This window comes from Micromonospora sp. B11E3, assembly GCF_039871625.1.
GTDB lineage: Bacteria > Actinomycetota > Actinomycetes > Mycobacteriales > Micromonosporaceae > Micromonospora.
On record NZ_JBDPMC010000018.1, the window covers coordinates 48,541 to 62,989 of the forward strand.

Annotated in this window: 13 protein-coding genes; 2 read left to right on the top strand and 11 right to left on the bottom strand. The window is 70.0% G+C overall.

Annotated features, from left to right (window positions below; genetic code table 11):
- Window position 1: 1 nt before the first annotated feature.
- The 11 genes from ABGB16_RS12420 to ABGB16_RS12470 all read right to left on the bottom strand — a co-directional run bounded on the left by ABGB16_RS12420 (window position 2) and on the right by ABGB16_RS12470 (window position 11,687).
- The gene (locus ABGB16_RS12420; protein ID WP_347668159.1) at window positions 2-1,357 is read right to left on the bottom strand and encodes an aminotransferase class III-fold pyridoxal phosphate-dependent enzyme; all 1,356 of its coding nucleotides are present in this window, start codon (window positions 1,355-1,357) and stop codon (window positions 2-4) included.
- Between the two features lie 28 nt (window positions 1,358-1,385).
- On the bottom strand, window positions 1,386-1,949 hold the full coding sequence (locus tag ABGB16_RS12425) for an amino acid synthesis family protein (protein ID WP_347668160.1): 564 nt from the start codon (window positions 1,947-1,949) through the stop codon (window positions 1,386-1,388).
- A gap of 170 nt (window positions 1,950-2,119) precedes the next feature.
- Complete coding sequence (locus ABGB16_RS12430) at window positions 2,120-2,968, bottom strand: nitrilase family protein (RefSeq protein WP_347668161.1); 849 nt, start codon at window positions 2,966-2,968, stop codon at window positions 2,120-2,122.
- Window positions 2,962-4,446 carry an NAD-dependent succinate-semialdehyde dehydrogenase gene (locus tag ABGB16_RS12435; protein ID WP_347668162.1) on the bottom strand — a complete coding sequence of 495 codons (1,485 nt, stop codon included), beginning with the start codon at window positions 4,444-4,446 and terminating at the stop codon, window positions 2,962-2,964. The genes ABGB16_RS12430 and ABGB16_RS12435 overlap by 7 nt, the downstream gene beginning before the upstream one ends.
- 58 nt (window positions 4,447-4,504) lie before the next feature.
- Window positions 4,505-5,296 carry an IclR family transcriptional regulator gene (locus ABGB16_RS12440; RefSeq protein ID WP_347668163.1) on the bottom strand — a complete coding sequence of 264 codons (792 nt, stop codon included), beginning with the start codon at window positions 5,294-5,296 and terminating at the stop codon, window positions 4,505-4,507.
- Window positions 5,297-5,408: 112 nt separating this feature from the next.
- Entirely contained in the window at window positions 5,409-6,572 is a 1,164-nt protein-coding gene (locus ABGB16_RS12445; protein ID WP_347668164.1) for an ABC transporter substrate-binding protein, read from the bottom strand.
- A gap of 32 nt (window positions 6,573-6,604) precedes the next feature.
- Complete coding sequence (locus ABGB16_RS12450) at window positions 6,605-7,420, bottom strand: ABC transporter permease (RefSeq protein WP_347668165.1); 816 nt, start codon at window positions 7,418-7,420, stop codon at window positions 6,605-6,607.
- Complete coding sequence (locus ABGB16_RS12455) at window positions 7,417-8,208, bottom strand: ABC transporter ATP-binding protein (protein WP_347668166.1); 792 nt, start codon at window positions 8,206-8,208, stop codon at window positions 7,417-7,419. Before ABGB16_RS12455 ends, ABGB16_RS12450 begins: the two co-directional genes overlap by 4 nt.
- A 38-nt stretch (window positions 8,209-8,246) precedes the next feature.
- On the bottom strand, window positions 8,247-9,086 hold the full coding sequence (locus ABGB16_RS12460; protein WP_347668167.1) for an ABC transporter permease subunit: 840 nt from the start codon (window positions 9,084-9,086) through the stop codon (window positions 8,247-8,249).
- A 518-nt stretch (window positions 9,087-9,604) separates the two neighbouring features.
- Window positions 9,605-10,456, bottom strand: a complete 852-nt coding sequence (locus ABGB16_RS12465) for an NmrA/HSCARG family protein (RefSeq protein WP_347668168.1) — start codon at window positions 10,454-10,456, stop codon at window positions 9,605-9,607.
- Between the two features lie 295 nt (window positions 10,457-10,751).
- Complete coding sequence (locus ABGB16_RS12470) at window positions 10,752-11,687, bottom strand: LysR family transcriptional regulator (protein WP_347668169.1); 936 nt, start codon at window positions 11,685-11,687, stop codon at window positions 10,752-10,754.
- A gap of 155 nt (window positions 11,688-11,842) precedes the next feature.
- Between ABGB16_RS12470 and ABGB16_RS12475 the strand changes: the two genes are divergently transcribed.
- Both ABGB16_RS12475 and ABGB16_RS12480 read left to right on the top strand, forming a co-directional pair.
- Entirely contained in the window at window positions 11,843-12,973 is a 1,131-nt protein-coding gene (locus tag ABGB16_RS12475) for a mandelate racemase/muconate lactonizing enzyme family protein (RefSeq protein ID WP_347668170.1), read from the top strand.
- Window positions 12,970-14,436 (top strand): aldehyde dehydrogenase family protein, encoded by a 1,467-nt coding sequence (locus ABGB16_RS12480; RefSeq protein ID WP_347668171.1) that lies wholly within the window; start codon window positions 12,970-12,972, stop codon window positions 14,434-14,436. Before ABGB16_RS12475 ends, ABGB16_RS12480 begins: the two co-directional genes overlap by 4 nt.
- Window positions 14,437-14,449: the final 13 nt, after the last annotated feature.

The following is a 14,449-nucleotide window of genomic DNA, read 5'->3' on the forward strand; positions in this document are numbered from 1 at the left end:
GTCAGCCCTGGTAGTGCTCGTCGGCGAGGGACAGGACCTCGTCGAGGACGCCGAGCGCGAGATCGATCTCCTCGGCGTTGATGACCAGTGGCGGGGTCAGCCGCAGCACGTTGAAGTTGGCGGTCAGGTAGACGCCCTGCTGCATCGCGGCCTTGAGCAGCCGGCTGACCGGGGCCGCCGCCGGGCCCTTGGCGTTGAACGGGACGAGCGGCTCCCGGGTGTCGCGGTTGCGCACCAACTCCACGCCGTAGAACAGCCCCCGGCCACGGATGTCGCCGATGCTCGGGTGGCTCTCGGCCAGCTTCGCCAGGCCGGCCCCGAGCCGCTCCCCCATGGCGCGCGCGTTGTCCACCACGCCCTCGTCCTGCATGATCCGCAGGGAGGCCACGCCGGAGGCGCAGGCGAGCGGGTGCCCGGCGTAGGTCAGACCGCCCCAGAACATGTGATCCCGCAGCCAGTCGGAGATCCGGGCAGAGACCGTCATGGCCCCCAGGGGGACGTAGCCGGAGTTCAGCCCCTTGGCGGTGGTGAGGATGTCGGGCACGACGTCCCAGTGGTCGCAGGCGAACCACTCACCGGTACGGCCGAAGCCCGCCATCACCTCGTCGAAGATGAGCAGGATGCCGTGCCTGTCGCAGACCTCCCGCAGCGACCGCAGGTACCCGTCCGGCGGGTAGAGCAGACCGTTCGTGCCGGTGACCGGCTCGACGATCACCGCGGCGACCGTCTCCGGGTTCTCGTACTGGAGGATCTCCTCCAGGTGCGGGCCGCCGGAGCAGACCGGGCACGGGTCGGGGTGCCCCGCCGGGCACCGGTAGGTGTAGGGGTCGAGCATGCGCACCACGCCGGTCATCCCCGGTTCCGCCGCCCACCGGCGCGGGTCGCCGGTCAGCGACATCGCACCCGCCGTGGCGCCGTGGTACGAGCGGTAGCGGGCGACGATCTTCTGCCGGCCGGTGACGTGCCGGGCCAGCCGGACGGCGTTCTCGTTGGCCGCCGCCCCACCGGTGGTGAAGAAGCTCATCTTCAGGTCACCGGGGGTGACCCCGGCCATCAGCTCGGCCAACTCCGCTCGGGAACGCTCGGCGAAGCCGGGCCCGATGTAGCAGAGTTGCTCGGCCTGGGCGCGGATCGCCTCGACCAGTCGGGGGTGCTGGTGACCCAGGTTCAGGTTGACCAGTTGCGACTGGAAGTCGAGGTACCGGCGGCCGTCGTAGTCCCAGAACCACGAACCGGATCCGCCGGCCACCGGGATGGGGTCGAGCGTGCCCTGCACCGACCAGGAGTGGATCACGTACTCCTTGTCGATTTCCCGGAGCCGCTGGCTGGTCCAGGTGTCGGTGTCGGTGATCGTCATCGGCTGGTCTCCGTCCCGTCCGGCCGGGTCAGTTGTTCTTCAGCTCGGCGCCGAAGGCGGCGAGCCGGGCCAGCGGGCGTCCGGCGTTCGACGCAGCGCAGACCACGAAGATCTCCCGGGGTCGGGGCACGTCGGCCACCTGGAGGGTCACCGTCTGGTGGTGCGAGCGGGTCTTGGCGTCCAGCTTGTGCTTGAGCGGGATGTCGATGGGGCTGCCGGGCAGGCCGACCTTCTCGGCGGCGGGCAGCAGTTCGGTGCCGCCGGCCGGGTTGCGGAAGGCGTTGCCGAAGCGGAGGTTGTGGATCAGCGCCGAGCCGTGCTCGACCTCGCCGTCGATACCGACGAGCGCCGCCTTGCCGAACGCCTCGACCTCCTCGCCGAGCAGTTCCACGCAGGCGGGGCCGACCAGGTTGCCGATTTCCTCGCCGATCTCGTCGGCCAGGGTGACCAGGTCCTGGACGTATTCGCTGGGGTAGGGATTCTCGATGACCACGCCGGCGAAGGCGACCCGGTGCACCGGCTGCACCGGCCTGCCGTTCTCCAGCCGCGTCTCTTCGAGGTGACGGATCAGCTTGCGAACCCGGATGCTCACGATCACTCCTTAGCGGTTCATTGGATGAACCATCGGTTCATATCTTGACTTTGCGGGAAGAGCGAGTCAATAGCCTTCGAGGACAGATCCCGGTACTCGGGGTGCCGGCGCGTCGCCCGACCACCGCAGGTCACATAGGACGCAGGCCCGCCACCCGGACGGGTAGCGGCTCAGCCCCCGGCCGGCCCGTCCATCACGTAGAGGTCGGTCCGCCGGTCGGCCAGCGGCTGGTTGAACGGGTTGCGCAGCCGTTGGGCACGCGAGCCGATCAGGTCCACCTCCGCCAGCACGAGTTCCTCGCGGTCCGGGCTCGCCGGGCCGGCGAGCGGCCAACCGTCGGGTCCGACGAGGACGGACCGGCCGACGAAAGCCTGCCCACGCTCGACTCCGATTCGGCTGACCCCGGCGACGTAGCACTGGTTGGAGTGCGCCCCGGTCATGCACATGAGGTTCGCCATCGCCGGGGCGGCCTCGGGCTGCCCGGGCACCGGCACCCAGTTCGACGGCAACACCACCAGGTCGGCGCCCTGCAACGCCGCGCTGCGGAACGTCTCGGGGAACCACGCGTCGTAGCAGATCCCGATCCCGATCCGCCCCAACGGCGTGTCGAAGACCGGGAAACCGTCCCCGTTACGGTCGTAGATCTCCTTCTCGTCATTCCACAGGTGCGCCTTGCGGAAGGTTCCGACATGACCGGTGGGGCCGAGCAGCACCGCCGCGTTGAAGACCCGGTCCCCGTCCCGCTCGGTCACCCCACCCACGATCCACACGTCCAGCTCGGCGGCGAGCCGTGCCCACGCGGCGACCGTAGGACCGTCCGGCACCGGCTGGGCATGGTGCGCGGCCTCCGCCCGGTCGGCGAAGACGTATCCCGCCGAGGCCGCCTCGGGCAGCACCACGAGTCGGGCGCCGCGGCCCGCCGCCTCCCGGATCCAGTACGACGTCCTGGTGACGTTCGCCGGGATGTCGCCGAAGACCGGCTGCAGTTGGACTCCGGCGAGCAGGAACCTGGTCACCATGACGCCCGCAGCGCCGCGTACTTGATGTTCAGGTACTCGTCGATGCCGACCGTCCCGCCCTCGCGCCCGAGACCGGACTGCTTGACACCGCCGAACGGCGCCGCCGGGTTGGAGATGATGCCCTGGTTGAGCCCCACCATCCCGCTCTCCAGCCGCTCGGTCACCCGCAGGCCACGGCCGAGGTTCTCGGTGAAGACATAGGCGGCGAGGCCGTACTCCGAGGCGTTGGCCCTGCCGACCGCCTCGTCCTCGTCGTCGAAGACCACGACCGGGGCGACCGGGCCGAAGATCTCCTCCCGGACGCACCGGGCGCCGTCCGGCACGGCGGACAGGACGGTCGGCGCGAAGAAGTGACCCTGCCCGGCGATCGGCCCGCCGCCGGTGACGACCGCCGCCCCCAGCTGCGTCGCATCCGCGACCAACTCGGCGACCGACGCCACCGCGGCCCGGTCGATGAGCGGCCCCACGTCGGTCGACGGGTCGAGCCCGTGCCCGACGCGCAGCCCACCCAGCCGCTCGGCCAGCGCCTCGACGAAGCGGTGCACGACCGAACGCTGCACGTAGAACCGGTTCGCGGCGGTGCACGCCTCACCGACGTTGCGCATCTTCGCCTGTACGGCCCCCTCGACCGCCAGGTCGAGGTCGGCGTCGTCGAACACGATGAACGGCGCGTTCCCGCCCAGCTCCATCGACGTGCGCAGCACCCGCTCGGCGGACTGGGCGAGCAGCGTCCGGCCGACCGGGGTGGAGCCGGTGAACGACAGCTTGCGCAACCGGTCGTCGGCGAGCAGTGCCGAGGTGACCCGGCCGGACTGCGAGGTGGTGAGCACGTTGACCACGCCACGCGGCAGACCGGCCTGCTCCAGGATCTCGACCAGCGCCAGCATCGACAGCGGGGTCTGCTTTGCCGGCTTGACCACGACCGTGCAGCCGGCCGCCAGGGCGGGACCGATCTTGCGGGTGCCCATCGCCATCGGGAAGTTCCACGGGGTCACCAGCAGACACGGTCCGACCGGCTGCCGCAGGACGACGACCCGCGAGTTCCCGGCCGGTGCCGTGAGGTAGCCGCCGTCGATCCGGACCGCCTCCTCGCCGAACCAGCGAAGAAACTCCGCGGCATAGGTGACCTCGGCCTGGGACTCGGCGAACGCCTTGCCCATCTCCAGGGTCATCATCCGGGCCAGGTCGTCCCGACGCTCGACAATCAGGTCGAACGCCCGGCGCAGCACCTCCCCGCGTTCCCGGGGCGGGGTGGCGGCCCAGCCGGACTGGGCACGGGCGGCGGCGGCCAGTGCGTCCAGCCCGTCGGTGACCGAGGCGTCGGCCACCTCGGCGATCGTCGCTCCCGTCGCCGGGTCCTCCACGGCCAGGACGGCACCGTCCCGGCCCGCGCGCCACTCGCCGTCGACGTACAGGCCCTTGGGGGTCTTGTCGACCACGGTCAACGCCGCCGCCAACGCCTCGGCTGGTACGGCCATTGTTTCCTCCTTCACCGCAGGCGTCGCCCTGGGCGAGCCGGTGCGGTCGGCGGGTGCCCTAGCGTCTGGCAAAGGCACTCGGAATATCGATGTCAGCGTTACTGAGCAGGTCGGTGAGCTGCCGTGCGGCCTTGATCACCGACTCCGCCATGGTGTCGATGCGGTCTCGGGTGATCCGGTAGGTGGGCCCGCCGATCCAGACCGCGTAGGGGGTGGTTCCACGCAGGCGCACCGGTGCGGCGACCGACGCGGCACCGACCTCCAACTCGTCGTACGCGAATGCGAACCCCTGGTTCCGCACCGCCTCCAGTGCGCCCATGAAGGACTCCAGGTCCCCCACCTCCGGCGGGGCGTGCTCGGCGAACTCCTCGGTGAAGTCGGCCCGTACGGCGTCCGGGCTCAGCGCCGCCAGCAGCACCTTCCCGGTAGAGGTCGCCCACACGGGCTGGGTACGGGGCACCGGCTTGAGCGTCTGCCCGATCAGCGACGGCCCCGGCGCCTGCGCGACGACCATCACCTTCGGCGGCAGCAGCACGTCGAAGCCCGCGGTCTCCCTGGTCTCCTCGGCCAGGTTCCGCAGCACCTCCCGCATGTGGCCGTAGGCGCCACCGCCGTCGAGCAGGCCACCCACGATGGAGAGCAGTCCGAGCGACACCCGGTAGCGACGGGTCACCGGATCGAGGGTGAGCCAGCTCTCCCGTTCCAGCACGGTGAGCACCCGGTAGCAGGTGGCCTTGGGGATACCCGCCTCCCGGGCCACCTCACTGAGCCCGACGCCCTCGGGGTGAGCCGCCACGGCCCGCAGGAGCCAGATCGTACGTCGCACCAGCCCCGCCTCACTGGGCGCCATCGCTACCTCCATCAATCACCATCGGCCGTGGGATACGGCCCACATCTTGGCAGACATCATTGGCTGCGGGCGTGTGCCGAACGGCGGGCGCCGCCCGGCACACGCCGCACGCCTACTTCCCGCCTTCCGTGATCGTCACGGTCTGCGGCGTGTAGGACTTCCCGCTGGTGTCGAAGCCGTCGGCCTTGAGTTCGTCGTTCGCGCGCTGTGACAGATCGGTGCGGAACGCGTCCTTGTCCGGCACCTTCTTCAGGACGCCACCGCCCATCGCGATCTTGATCGTCTGGTCCCAGGCCGCCTGGTCCATCATTCCCACGCCGTTGGACGAGGGCCAGATCAGCTTGTTGATCTCGTTGAGCATCCAGGTCTGGTGCCCCTGCCCCAGCGCGCTGCCGTTGTCGAGCACGATGTCGACGCAGCCGGCCAGGTCGTCCCGGCAGTAGCCCCAGCCACGGTAGGTCGCCTTGAGGAACTTCACCGCCGTGTCCTGGTTGGCCTGCTCCCCCAGCCAGTCACCGCGGGCGTAGATGCCGTCCTCAAGGCTGGTGTAGCCGGCGTCCTGGAGACTGATCACCGAGAAGTCCGACGGCTGGTAGAGCTTGCCGGTCTTCGGATTCTTGGTCTCCAGCAACTGGGCGTACTCGTTGTAGGTCTTGGCCTGGGCGGCGTCGATCTCCCGCCGGAGCAGCAGCGACATGTCGAACGGTTGCTGGATGATCTTCGTGTCACCCTTCGGGTCGACACCGGCGTCCTTCATCGCCGCGAACAGCACAAGCTCGTTGCCGTAACCCCAGCTGCCGACCTTCTTGCCCTTCAGATCGGTCAGCGCCTTGATGCCGGAGTCGGCCCAGGCGACCTGGAGGTAGGCGCCACGCTGGAACACCTGGCCGATGTTCACCAGATTCGCGCCCTGTTCCCGGGTCACCATCGTCTTGGTGACGTGGCTGACCGCGAACTCAGCGTTGCCGGCGGAGAGCACCTGCTGGGGAACGATGTTGACGCCGCCCTCCTGGATTGTGACGTCGAGGCACTCCGCGGCGTAGTAACCCTTCTCCTTGGCTGCGTAGTAGCCGGCGAACTGGGCCTGGGCAACCCACTGGAGCACCACCCGGACCTTGGTGGTCGACTCGCAGTTCTTGGCGGCCTCGGCCGCGGGCTTGCTCGGATTGTCGGACATGCCGCCGCAGGCCGAGGCGGCGAGCAGGACGGCGGTGAGGGCGGTGGCGATTGTGGCGGTGCGCCCGTTCCGCGGGGTCCGCCATAGTTGCAGGGCCATTCTGACTCCAACAGATCGTGGTGGCCCGTGGCTCACGAGTCGCCGTCGTGCAGGGACTCGTGCCAGGGCATCAGGAGGCGTTCCAACAGAGACGTGGCACCGAACAGCAGCAGGCCGAGCGCGCTGGCCACAGCGATCCCCGCCCAGGCGAACTCGAAGCGGGGCAGGGCCGCCTGATAGGCGATGTACACCCCGAGAGCGTTGCTCGGTCCACCGAAGTACTCGGTCACGATCACGCCGATCACGGCGAGCGTGCTGCCGAGCTTGAGCGCGTTGAACAGGTACGGCAACGCGTTGGGCAACCGCAGCATGAGCGCCACCTGTCGTGGCTGCGCCGCGAGCGATTGCATGATCTCCAGGTGGAGGGGTGAGACCTGGAGAAGTCCCCTGGTGGTGTTGACCAGGACCGGGAAGAAGACCATCACCGCGGCCACGCCGGCCTTGGACATCGGATTGGTGACCCCGAACCAGTTGTTGAAGATCGGCGCGAGGGCCACGATCGGGGCGCAGTTGATGACGACGGCCGCGGTCAGCACCGGGCTGGACACACCCGGGAACCGGCTGAGCCCCAACGCCACCGTGACCCCCGCTACCGCGCCGAGGATCAGGCCGAGGAGCACCTCCTGCACGGTGACCACCGACGCCGACATGATCGTGCCGAACTCGGCCCGGAACGCCGAGGAGATGTCGGCCGGCGCCGGGACGATGAACGACGGGACGTCGAAGACGGTCACCACCAACTGCCACGAGCCGAGGATCACCAGCGCGGTGAGGACGACCGGGAGAAACCGCGCCGCCCGGGCTCCGACGCCGGGCGAGGTGCCCCGCGCGAGCTGGGTCGTGCTCATCGGGTCGCCTGCTCGGCCGGGACGCCGTGCAGCGCCGTACGCACCTCGGTGACCTTGGCGAAGAACGCGTCGGTGGTCCGGGTCGCCGCCGTCCGCGGGTACGGCAGGTCCACGTCGATGCTGGCGGCGATGCGTCCGGGACGCGCGGACATCACGACGATTCGCGACGACAGGAACACCGCCTCGGAGATGCTGTGCGTGACGAACACGACGGTGGTCCGGGTGTCCGACCAGATCCGCAGCAACTCGCCCTGCAACCGCTCCCGGTTCATCTCGTCGAGCGCGCCCAGCGGCTCGTCCATGAACAGGATCTCCGGGTCCGCTGACAGCGCGCGGGCGATCGCCACCCGCTGCTGCATGCCGCCGGAGAGCTGCCAGGGAAAGTGCCGGGAGAAGTCGGAGAGCCGGACCAGATCCAGCATCTCGTGGGCCTTGGCCCGCCGGCGCCGCTTGTCCACCCCGGCCACCTGCAACGGCAGCTCGATGTTGCGTTGCACGGTACGCCACTCGAAGAGGCCGGCCTGCTGGAAGACCATTCCGTAGTCCCGGTCCGTCCGGGCCGCGGCCGGCGTCTTGCCATTCAGCGACACCGTGCCGCTGGTCGGCTCGGTCAGGTCCGCCAGGATCCGCAGCAGGGTGCTCTTGCCGCAGCCGCTCGGGCCCAGCAGGGACACGAACTCGCCTCGGCGGATCGACAGGTCGATGTCCTCAAGTGCCGTCACCGTACGGTTTCCGCCGGCGAACTGCTTGGTGACTCCTCGCACGGAAATGATCTCGGCCTCAGACATCAGCATCTCTCCAGGTGTTGTTGAGGCGGAAGGGATGTTCACGGGGTGTGCCGGTGCCGGAGCGCCAGGCGCTCGATGAGTGCCAGGGACTGCACGAACACGATGCCGGCCGCCGCCGCGACGAGGACGGCCGCGTACAACTTCTCCGGCCCGTTCGAGTAGTAGTAGGCGAAGGTGAGGATCGCCCGGCCGATGCCCCGGCCGGTGCCTGCGGAAAGCTCGCCCACGATCGCACCCACCACGCTCGCGGTGGCCGCCAGCCGAAGCCCGGCGAACACGAAGGGCAGCGCCGCCGGGATCCGCAGCCACCCCAGCACCTGCCAACGGCCCGCGCCCACGCTGCGCATGAACTCCAGCTGGACCTTCGGCGGTGACTTCAGGCCCCGCAGGGTGTTGATGGTGACCGGGAAGAACGCGAGGTAGGCGGCGATGCCGGTCACCGCCACCCAGGGCGGTGCGCCAGCCTTCCCGCCCCAGATCACGATCATCGGCGCGATCGCCACCAGGGGAACCGTCTGCGACGCCACCAGCCAGGGCATCAGCCCCTTGCTGAGCGGCACCACGTGCAGGAAGAGGACCGCCAGCAGCAGGCCGAGCGACGAGCCCGCCACCAGACCGTAGAACGCCTCGCGGAGCGTCACACTGGTCTCGCCGAGGAGATAGCTGCCCAGGGACATCGGGTCGCTCCGCCGGGCCGGCTCGACCAGGGCGCCGAGGATCGACCAGACGTGCGGCATCGAAAGATCGTCGGTGGCGACCGGGAAGGCGATCCGGGTGCCGGGCACGACGTCACCGACGGCGCGTCCCAGCGCCTTGTACCCCTCCCAGAGGCCGGCGAGCACCGCCACGACCAGTACGGCCCCGACGACGTTCAGCACGCGTTTCCTCGCGGCGGACAGGCGCCCGGATCGGCGCGGTGTCACTCGTTCGACCTGCCCGGCCGACCCGGCCGCGGGGGCCGAGGTGGTGGCGGTTCTTGTCGCGGTCATGCAGGCACTCTCCGAATCCCTCGGAAGCGTCGTCTGGCGTTGGATCCGCCGGTCACCCCCGCCGCGTCGGATCGCTCAGTGAACTGGTGGTTCACCATAGGAGCGTGACTGAGGCCACGTCAACGGTTTGGCGGGACATCGGCTCACCATGTGGAGGCGGGTCGCCGACCCGCGCCACCTGCGGATACCGCAATCCGGGTCAAGCTGCCGCCTCGGCAGGCAACAGGAAGCACCGCCACGACCCGGGCACAGCCTCCACCCGGTACTGAGGCGGCCGCGGCCGATGTCGTGCTCGTGGAGGGAGTCGCGGCTGGCGTCGCGCGGCCCGCAGTTGTCAACCCTCTGTCACGTACCGCATCGGACAGGTCGGCGCCCGGCCGCACCCGTCGATACCCGGCTCGGAGTGTTCACGAAACGGATCCGAACGTGTGGTGGGCCCAATCGGCGAAGCTGGTCCAACCCACCTCGGGGTGGGCGGCATGCAGCGCGGCGATGTCGACCTGGTAACCCGGCCCGTTCAAGAACGCCCACATCGCGTGCATGTCCGGATTGCCGATCTCGGCCAGCGGCACCCCCTCATGGCGCACTTCCCGCCCCAGCGCCGCGCTCAACGCGGCCGCCATCTGGTCGGGGGTGGGGGCATCGCTGGCCAGCTCGATGCGCCGCCCGACGTAGGGAGCGGGGTCGAGAAGCACCTGCGCGGCGAAGACGCCAAGGTCGGCGCGGGCAAGCTGCTGCAGCGGCCGATCCGCCGGCAGCGGCAGATCGAGCACCCCGCCGCGAATGCGGTCCGCCCCACCGAGGGCGTTCTCGAAGAAGTACGTCGGCCCCAGGATCGTGTACGGGACGTCACCGGCGGCCAGCTCGGTTTCGATGCGCGCCTTGCTGTCGAAGTGCGGCACGCCGCTGCCCTGATCGGCGCCGGCCACCGAGCTGAACACCAGATGCGGCACCCGGGCTTCGCCGGCGGCGGCCAAGATCGCCCGCCCCTGGGTCACCTCGGCATCCACACCCGCCTCGAATGGGGTCGTGAGCGCGAAGGTAGCCGCCCCGCCCGCCATCGCCGTGACCAGCGAGCCGCGATCATCCAGCGATCCCGCGACCACCTCGACACCCCGGTCGGCCAACCGGCGAGCCGACCCCCGCTTCGGGTCGCGCACCAGCGCCCGCACCCGGGCCCCGCGGCCCAGCAACGCCTCGGTGACGGCGCTGCCCTGACCGCCGGTCGCCCCGAGCACCAAGATCGGCGCGTCGGCCATCAAAGACACCTCTTCCCGGCGAGCACACGCGGCGACCGACCGTCGCCGCGCACCACAGTATCCGCGCGCCTCGGCCGTCACCCGATCCTTGCTCGGCCGGTTCCGCCTTCAGAGTCGCGCCGGCCAGTCGAAGCCAAACTGCCGGGCGGCTTCCGCGCTGCCGCCGGTCAGGCGCGGCTGGCGGCGTGCCGAGAACCCGCCCAGGCCGTCACCGCACACTCGACGGCCCGACCTGCTCGGCTGGTGGATATACGGCAGCCGAACCAGCGAGGCCGCCAGCGGGCGCGCCGCCGGATCATGCGGGCCGTGGTTTCTTGCGCATGTCGATGGTGTTGTAGGGGACGGCGGCGGTCTCGGTCATGAACTGCAGCAGTGTCTGGGCGGGGAGCGACAGGCGGCGTTGCCGCGGCCACCACACCCGGACGTCACGAACGGCGTCGGGATGGTCGATGTCGCGGACATGCAGGTTGTCGGTGCGGGACACGTCCATGGCCAGCTGGGTGGTGACGCCGACACCGAGGCCGGCGCCGACCAGCGCGACGAGTGACTGGGGGTTGCTCACCTGGTACGCCAGCGGGGGCGGTTGCTGGAGCGAGAACCAGAGAGGGTGGGTCTGCAGGCTGTCCGTGTCGTATCGGCCGGTCATGATGAGCGGATGCTTGAGCAGGTGGGCGGGGGCTAGCGGCTCGTCGGATCTGGCCAGCGGGTGGTGCGCGGGCGTGACCACCTTGAACCTCTCCCGCCACATGGGGTGGCTGCGAAAGACCGTCTCCGACAGTGGCGGCGTGGTCTGGCGGAGGAACAGCTGGACGTCGCCATGGATCGCCGCGTCGTGCAGGTGGGCGCCGCCCAGCTCGACGAGCCGCACCCGGATCAGCGGATACACCGCCCGGAAGGCCTTCAACAGCTCGGGGACGTAGCCGGCCGTCGCACTCGGGTAGGTGCCCAGGCGCACCTCCCCCCGTCTGCGCCCGACCGACTCGCTGACGTTGCCTCGTGCCGACTCGATCTCCCCGAGGATCGCGTGGGCGTGGACCAGCAGAGCGCGGCCACGGTCGGTGAGGCCGATGGGGCGACGATCACGGTCGAAGAGCGCCACGCCGAACTCCTTCTCGAGGGCGGCGATCTGGGCGCTCACGGTGGGCTGGGACACGCCCAGCTCGGCGGCGGCCGCGGCGAAACCGCGCCGGTCCGCCACGGCCACGAAGGTCTCCAGCCAGCGAGTCTCCACCGTGTGCCTCCCGTGCGGGTGTTGCATCAGGATTTCCTATAGAGGAAATCAATGTTACTGACGATTGCTATTCAGCCAGGCCAGGCCCCCCTTACGTTGGCCCCCGATCGACGAGCGCGCCAAGGCGCTCGCGGAGCCGACGAGGACCAATCTGCATGCCTGTCATCACCCGGATCGAGGTCGCCACCGCCGTTGTGCCCCTACCACAGGTCACGGGCATCGCGCGACGGACGATCACCAATCGTGAGTACACGCTCGTCCGGATCACCGCCGACGACGACGTGACCGGAATCGGTTTCTGCTACCCCGGACACAGCAGGGCCAACATCGCCACGCTGGCGGTGCGCGACCTGCTGGCCCCCGTCCTGCTCGGCCGGGACGCCGACCTCATCGAGGGCGCCTGGCAGGCGATGTACCAGGAGGCACTGCTCCACGGCCGGGTGGGCTCGGTCGTCCGCGGCCTGTCCGCCCTCGACATCGCGCTCTGGGACCGCAGCGCCCGCGCTGCCGCCATGCCGCTGCACAAGTACCTGGGTGGCCACTCCGACGAGGTCCCGGCGTACGCCTCCGGCGGTTACTACCTCGACGGCAAGGGTGTCGACGGGCTCGCGGCCGAGCTTCAGGGCTACAAGGACCTCGGCTTCTCCGCCTTCAAGATCAAGGTCGGGCGGGTCGGTGTCGAGGAGGACCGGGCTCGTATCGCCGCGGCACGAGAGGTGATCGGCACCGAGGGGGTGCTGATGCTCGACGCCAACAACACGTGGAGCGACCTGCCGAGTGCCGTTCGCGCGCTGCGTCGCTGGGAGGAGTTCGACCCCTACTTCATCGAGGAGCCGTTCGGGCCCGACGACATCGAGAACCACGCGCGGCTGGCGAAGGCGACGCCGATCACGGTCGCCACCGGCGAGATCGAGGCCGGCCGCTGGCGGGCGAAGAGCCTGCTGGACGCCGAGGCCGCGGTGATCCTCCAGTGCGACGCCGCCGTCTGCGGCGGTCTGAGCGAGCTTCGGAAGATCGCCGACCTGGCCAGCGCGTACGGGGTGTCGCTCGCGCCGCACTGGTTCCACGACCTGCACGCGCCGATGGTGGGCGCGTTTCCGGCCGCGATCTTCGTCGAGTACTTCGTCGGCAACGACATCCACAACATCAACACGCTCCTCGACCGTCAGCTCGACGTCGCCGGGGGTGTCATCCGGCTGCACCAGACGCCGGGGCTGGGGTTCGGCTTCTCCGAGGAGGCCCTCGACCGCTACCTGGTCGGCCCGTGGGAGGTCGTGGAGAAATGAGCGACGCCGGCACCCTGACCCTGCGCAACCTCGTGAACGGGACGTACGTCGACGGCGCGGCCGGCACGGATGTGTCGACGAACCCGGCGGATTCCTCCGACGTCGTCGCGGTCGTGCCCCGGATGTCCGCCGCCGAGGCCCGCTCGGCCATCGACGCCGCCGTGGCGGCGTTGCCGGCCTGGCGGGACACGCCGAGCGTGCTGCGTGGCAAGTACCTGTTCGCCGTCGCCGCGCTCATCCGGGAGAGAGCCGACCAGTTCCGGGACACGATCTGCCGCGAGATGGGTAAGACCACCGCCGAAGCGACGATCGAGGTCGAGCGCAGTGCCGAGCTGGTGGAGTTCTTCGCCGGCGTCGGTCGTCTCCCGCACGGCGACGTCGTGCCGGACCGTCGCCCCGGTGTCGTGACCACGACACGACACGAGCCCATTGGCGTCGTCCTCGCCATCACCCCGTGGAACGACCCGCTGATGGTGCCGGTCCGCAAGGCCGCACCCGCGCTGATCCAGGGCAACACCGTGGTCCTGAAGCCCAGCCCGGACACGCCCGCCGTGGCGTTGCTCCTCGCCCAGGTGATGAACGACGCCGGACTGCCCGCGGGGACCTTCAACACGGTCACCGGCGACGTCACGGAGGTCGGCGACACGCTGGTCCGCGACCCGCGGATCGCGGGGATCACGTTCACCGGCTCCACCGCGACCGGCCGCCACCTCGGCCAGGCGATCGCTGGCACCGGCACCCGTCTGCAGACGGAGATGGGCGGCAAGAACGCGGCGGTGATCATGGCCGACGCCGATGTCACCCGGGCGCTCGAGGTGCTGCTGCCGTCGATCTTCGGCCAGACCGGTCAGCGGTGCACCGCGGTGAGCCGTCTCCTCGTCCATCGGGACCGCTACGACGAGGTCGTGGAGCAGATCGTCGCGCGAGCCGGCGCGGTCGCCGTCGGACCGGCCGCCGACGCGGCGACGACCATGGGCCCGGTGGTGAACCAGCGCCAACTCGACAAGGTGCTCGCCCTGATCGGCACTGCCCGCGAGCAGGGCGCGGTCATCGCTGCCGGCGGCGCGCGACTCAGCGACGGCGCCGCGGCCCGCGGCTGCTTTGTCAGGCCGACCGTCGTCACCGGTGTCACCCCCGACATGCGGATCTGGACCGACGAGGTGTTCGGCCCGGTCGTCGCGGTCATGCCGTTCGGCGACCTGGACGAGGCGATCGGCATCGCCAACGAGACGACCTACGGACTGGCGTCGGGCATCTTCACCAACGACCTGGCCGCGGCGGAGGCGTTCGTCCGCGGCATGGAGACCGGCCAGGTCGTCGTCAATCTCGCGCCCAGCGGCTGGGACGTGCACCAGGCGTTCGGCGGGTTCAAGGAGTCCGGTTCCGCGTTCAAGGAGCACGGCCTGGACGGACTCGCCTTCTACACCCGGGTCAAGACCGTCGCAGTGGCGGCCACCCTTTGAGAATCGGAGTCAC

Coding starts and splice junctions, on each gene's coding strand:
- ABGB16_RS12420 (WP_347668159.1), bottom strand. CDS start 1,357: ATGACGATCACCGACACCGACACCTGGACCAGCCAGCGGCTCCGGGAA.
- ABGB16_RS12430 (WP_347668161.1), bottom strand. CDS start 2,968: ATGGTGACCAGGTTCCTGCTCGCCGGAGTCCAACTGCAGCCGGTCTTC.
- ABGB16_RS12435 (WP_347668162.1), bottom strand. CDS start 4,446: ATGGCCGTACCAGCCGAGGCGTTGGCGGCGGCGTTGACCGTGGTCGAC.
- ABGB16_RS12440 (WP_347668163.1), bottom strand. CDS start 5,296: ATGGCGCCCAGTGAGGCGGGGCTGGTGCGACGTACGATCTGGCTCCTG.
- ABGB16_RS12445 (WP_347668164.1), bottom strand. CDS start 6,572: ATGGCCCTGCAACTATGGCGGACCCCGCGGAACGGGCGCACCGCCACA.
- ABGB16_RS12450 (WP_347668165.1), bottom strand. CDS start 7,420: ATGAGCACGACCCAGCTCGCGCGGGGCACCTCGCCCGGCGTCGGAGCC.
- ABGB16_RS12455 (WP_347668166.1), bottom strand. CDS start 8,208: ATGTCTGAGGCCGAGATCATTTCCGTGCGAGGAGTCACCAAGCAGTTC.
- ABGB16_RS12465 (WP_347668168.1), bottom strand. CDS start 10,456: ATGGCCGACGCGCCGATCTTGGTGCTCGGGGCGACCGGCGGTCAGGGC.
- ABGB16_RS12475 (WP_347668170.1), top strand. CDS start 11,843: ATGCCTGTCATCACCCGGATCGAGGTCGCCACCGCCGTTGTGCCCCTA.
- ABGB16_RS12480 (WP_347668171.1), top strand. CDS start 12,970: ATGAGCGACGCCGGCACCCTGACCCTGCGCAACCTCGTGAACGGGACG.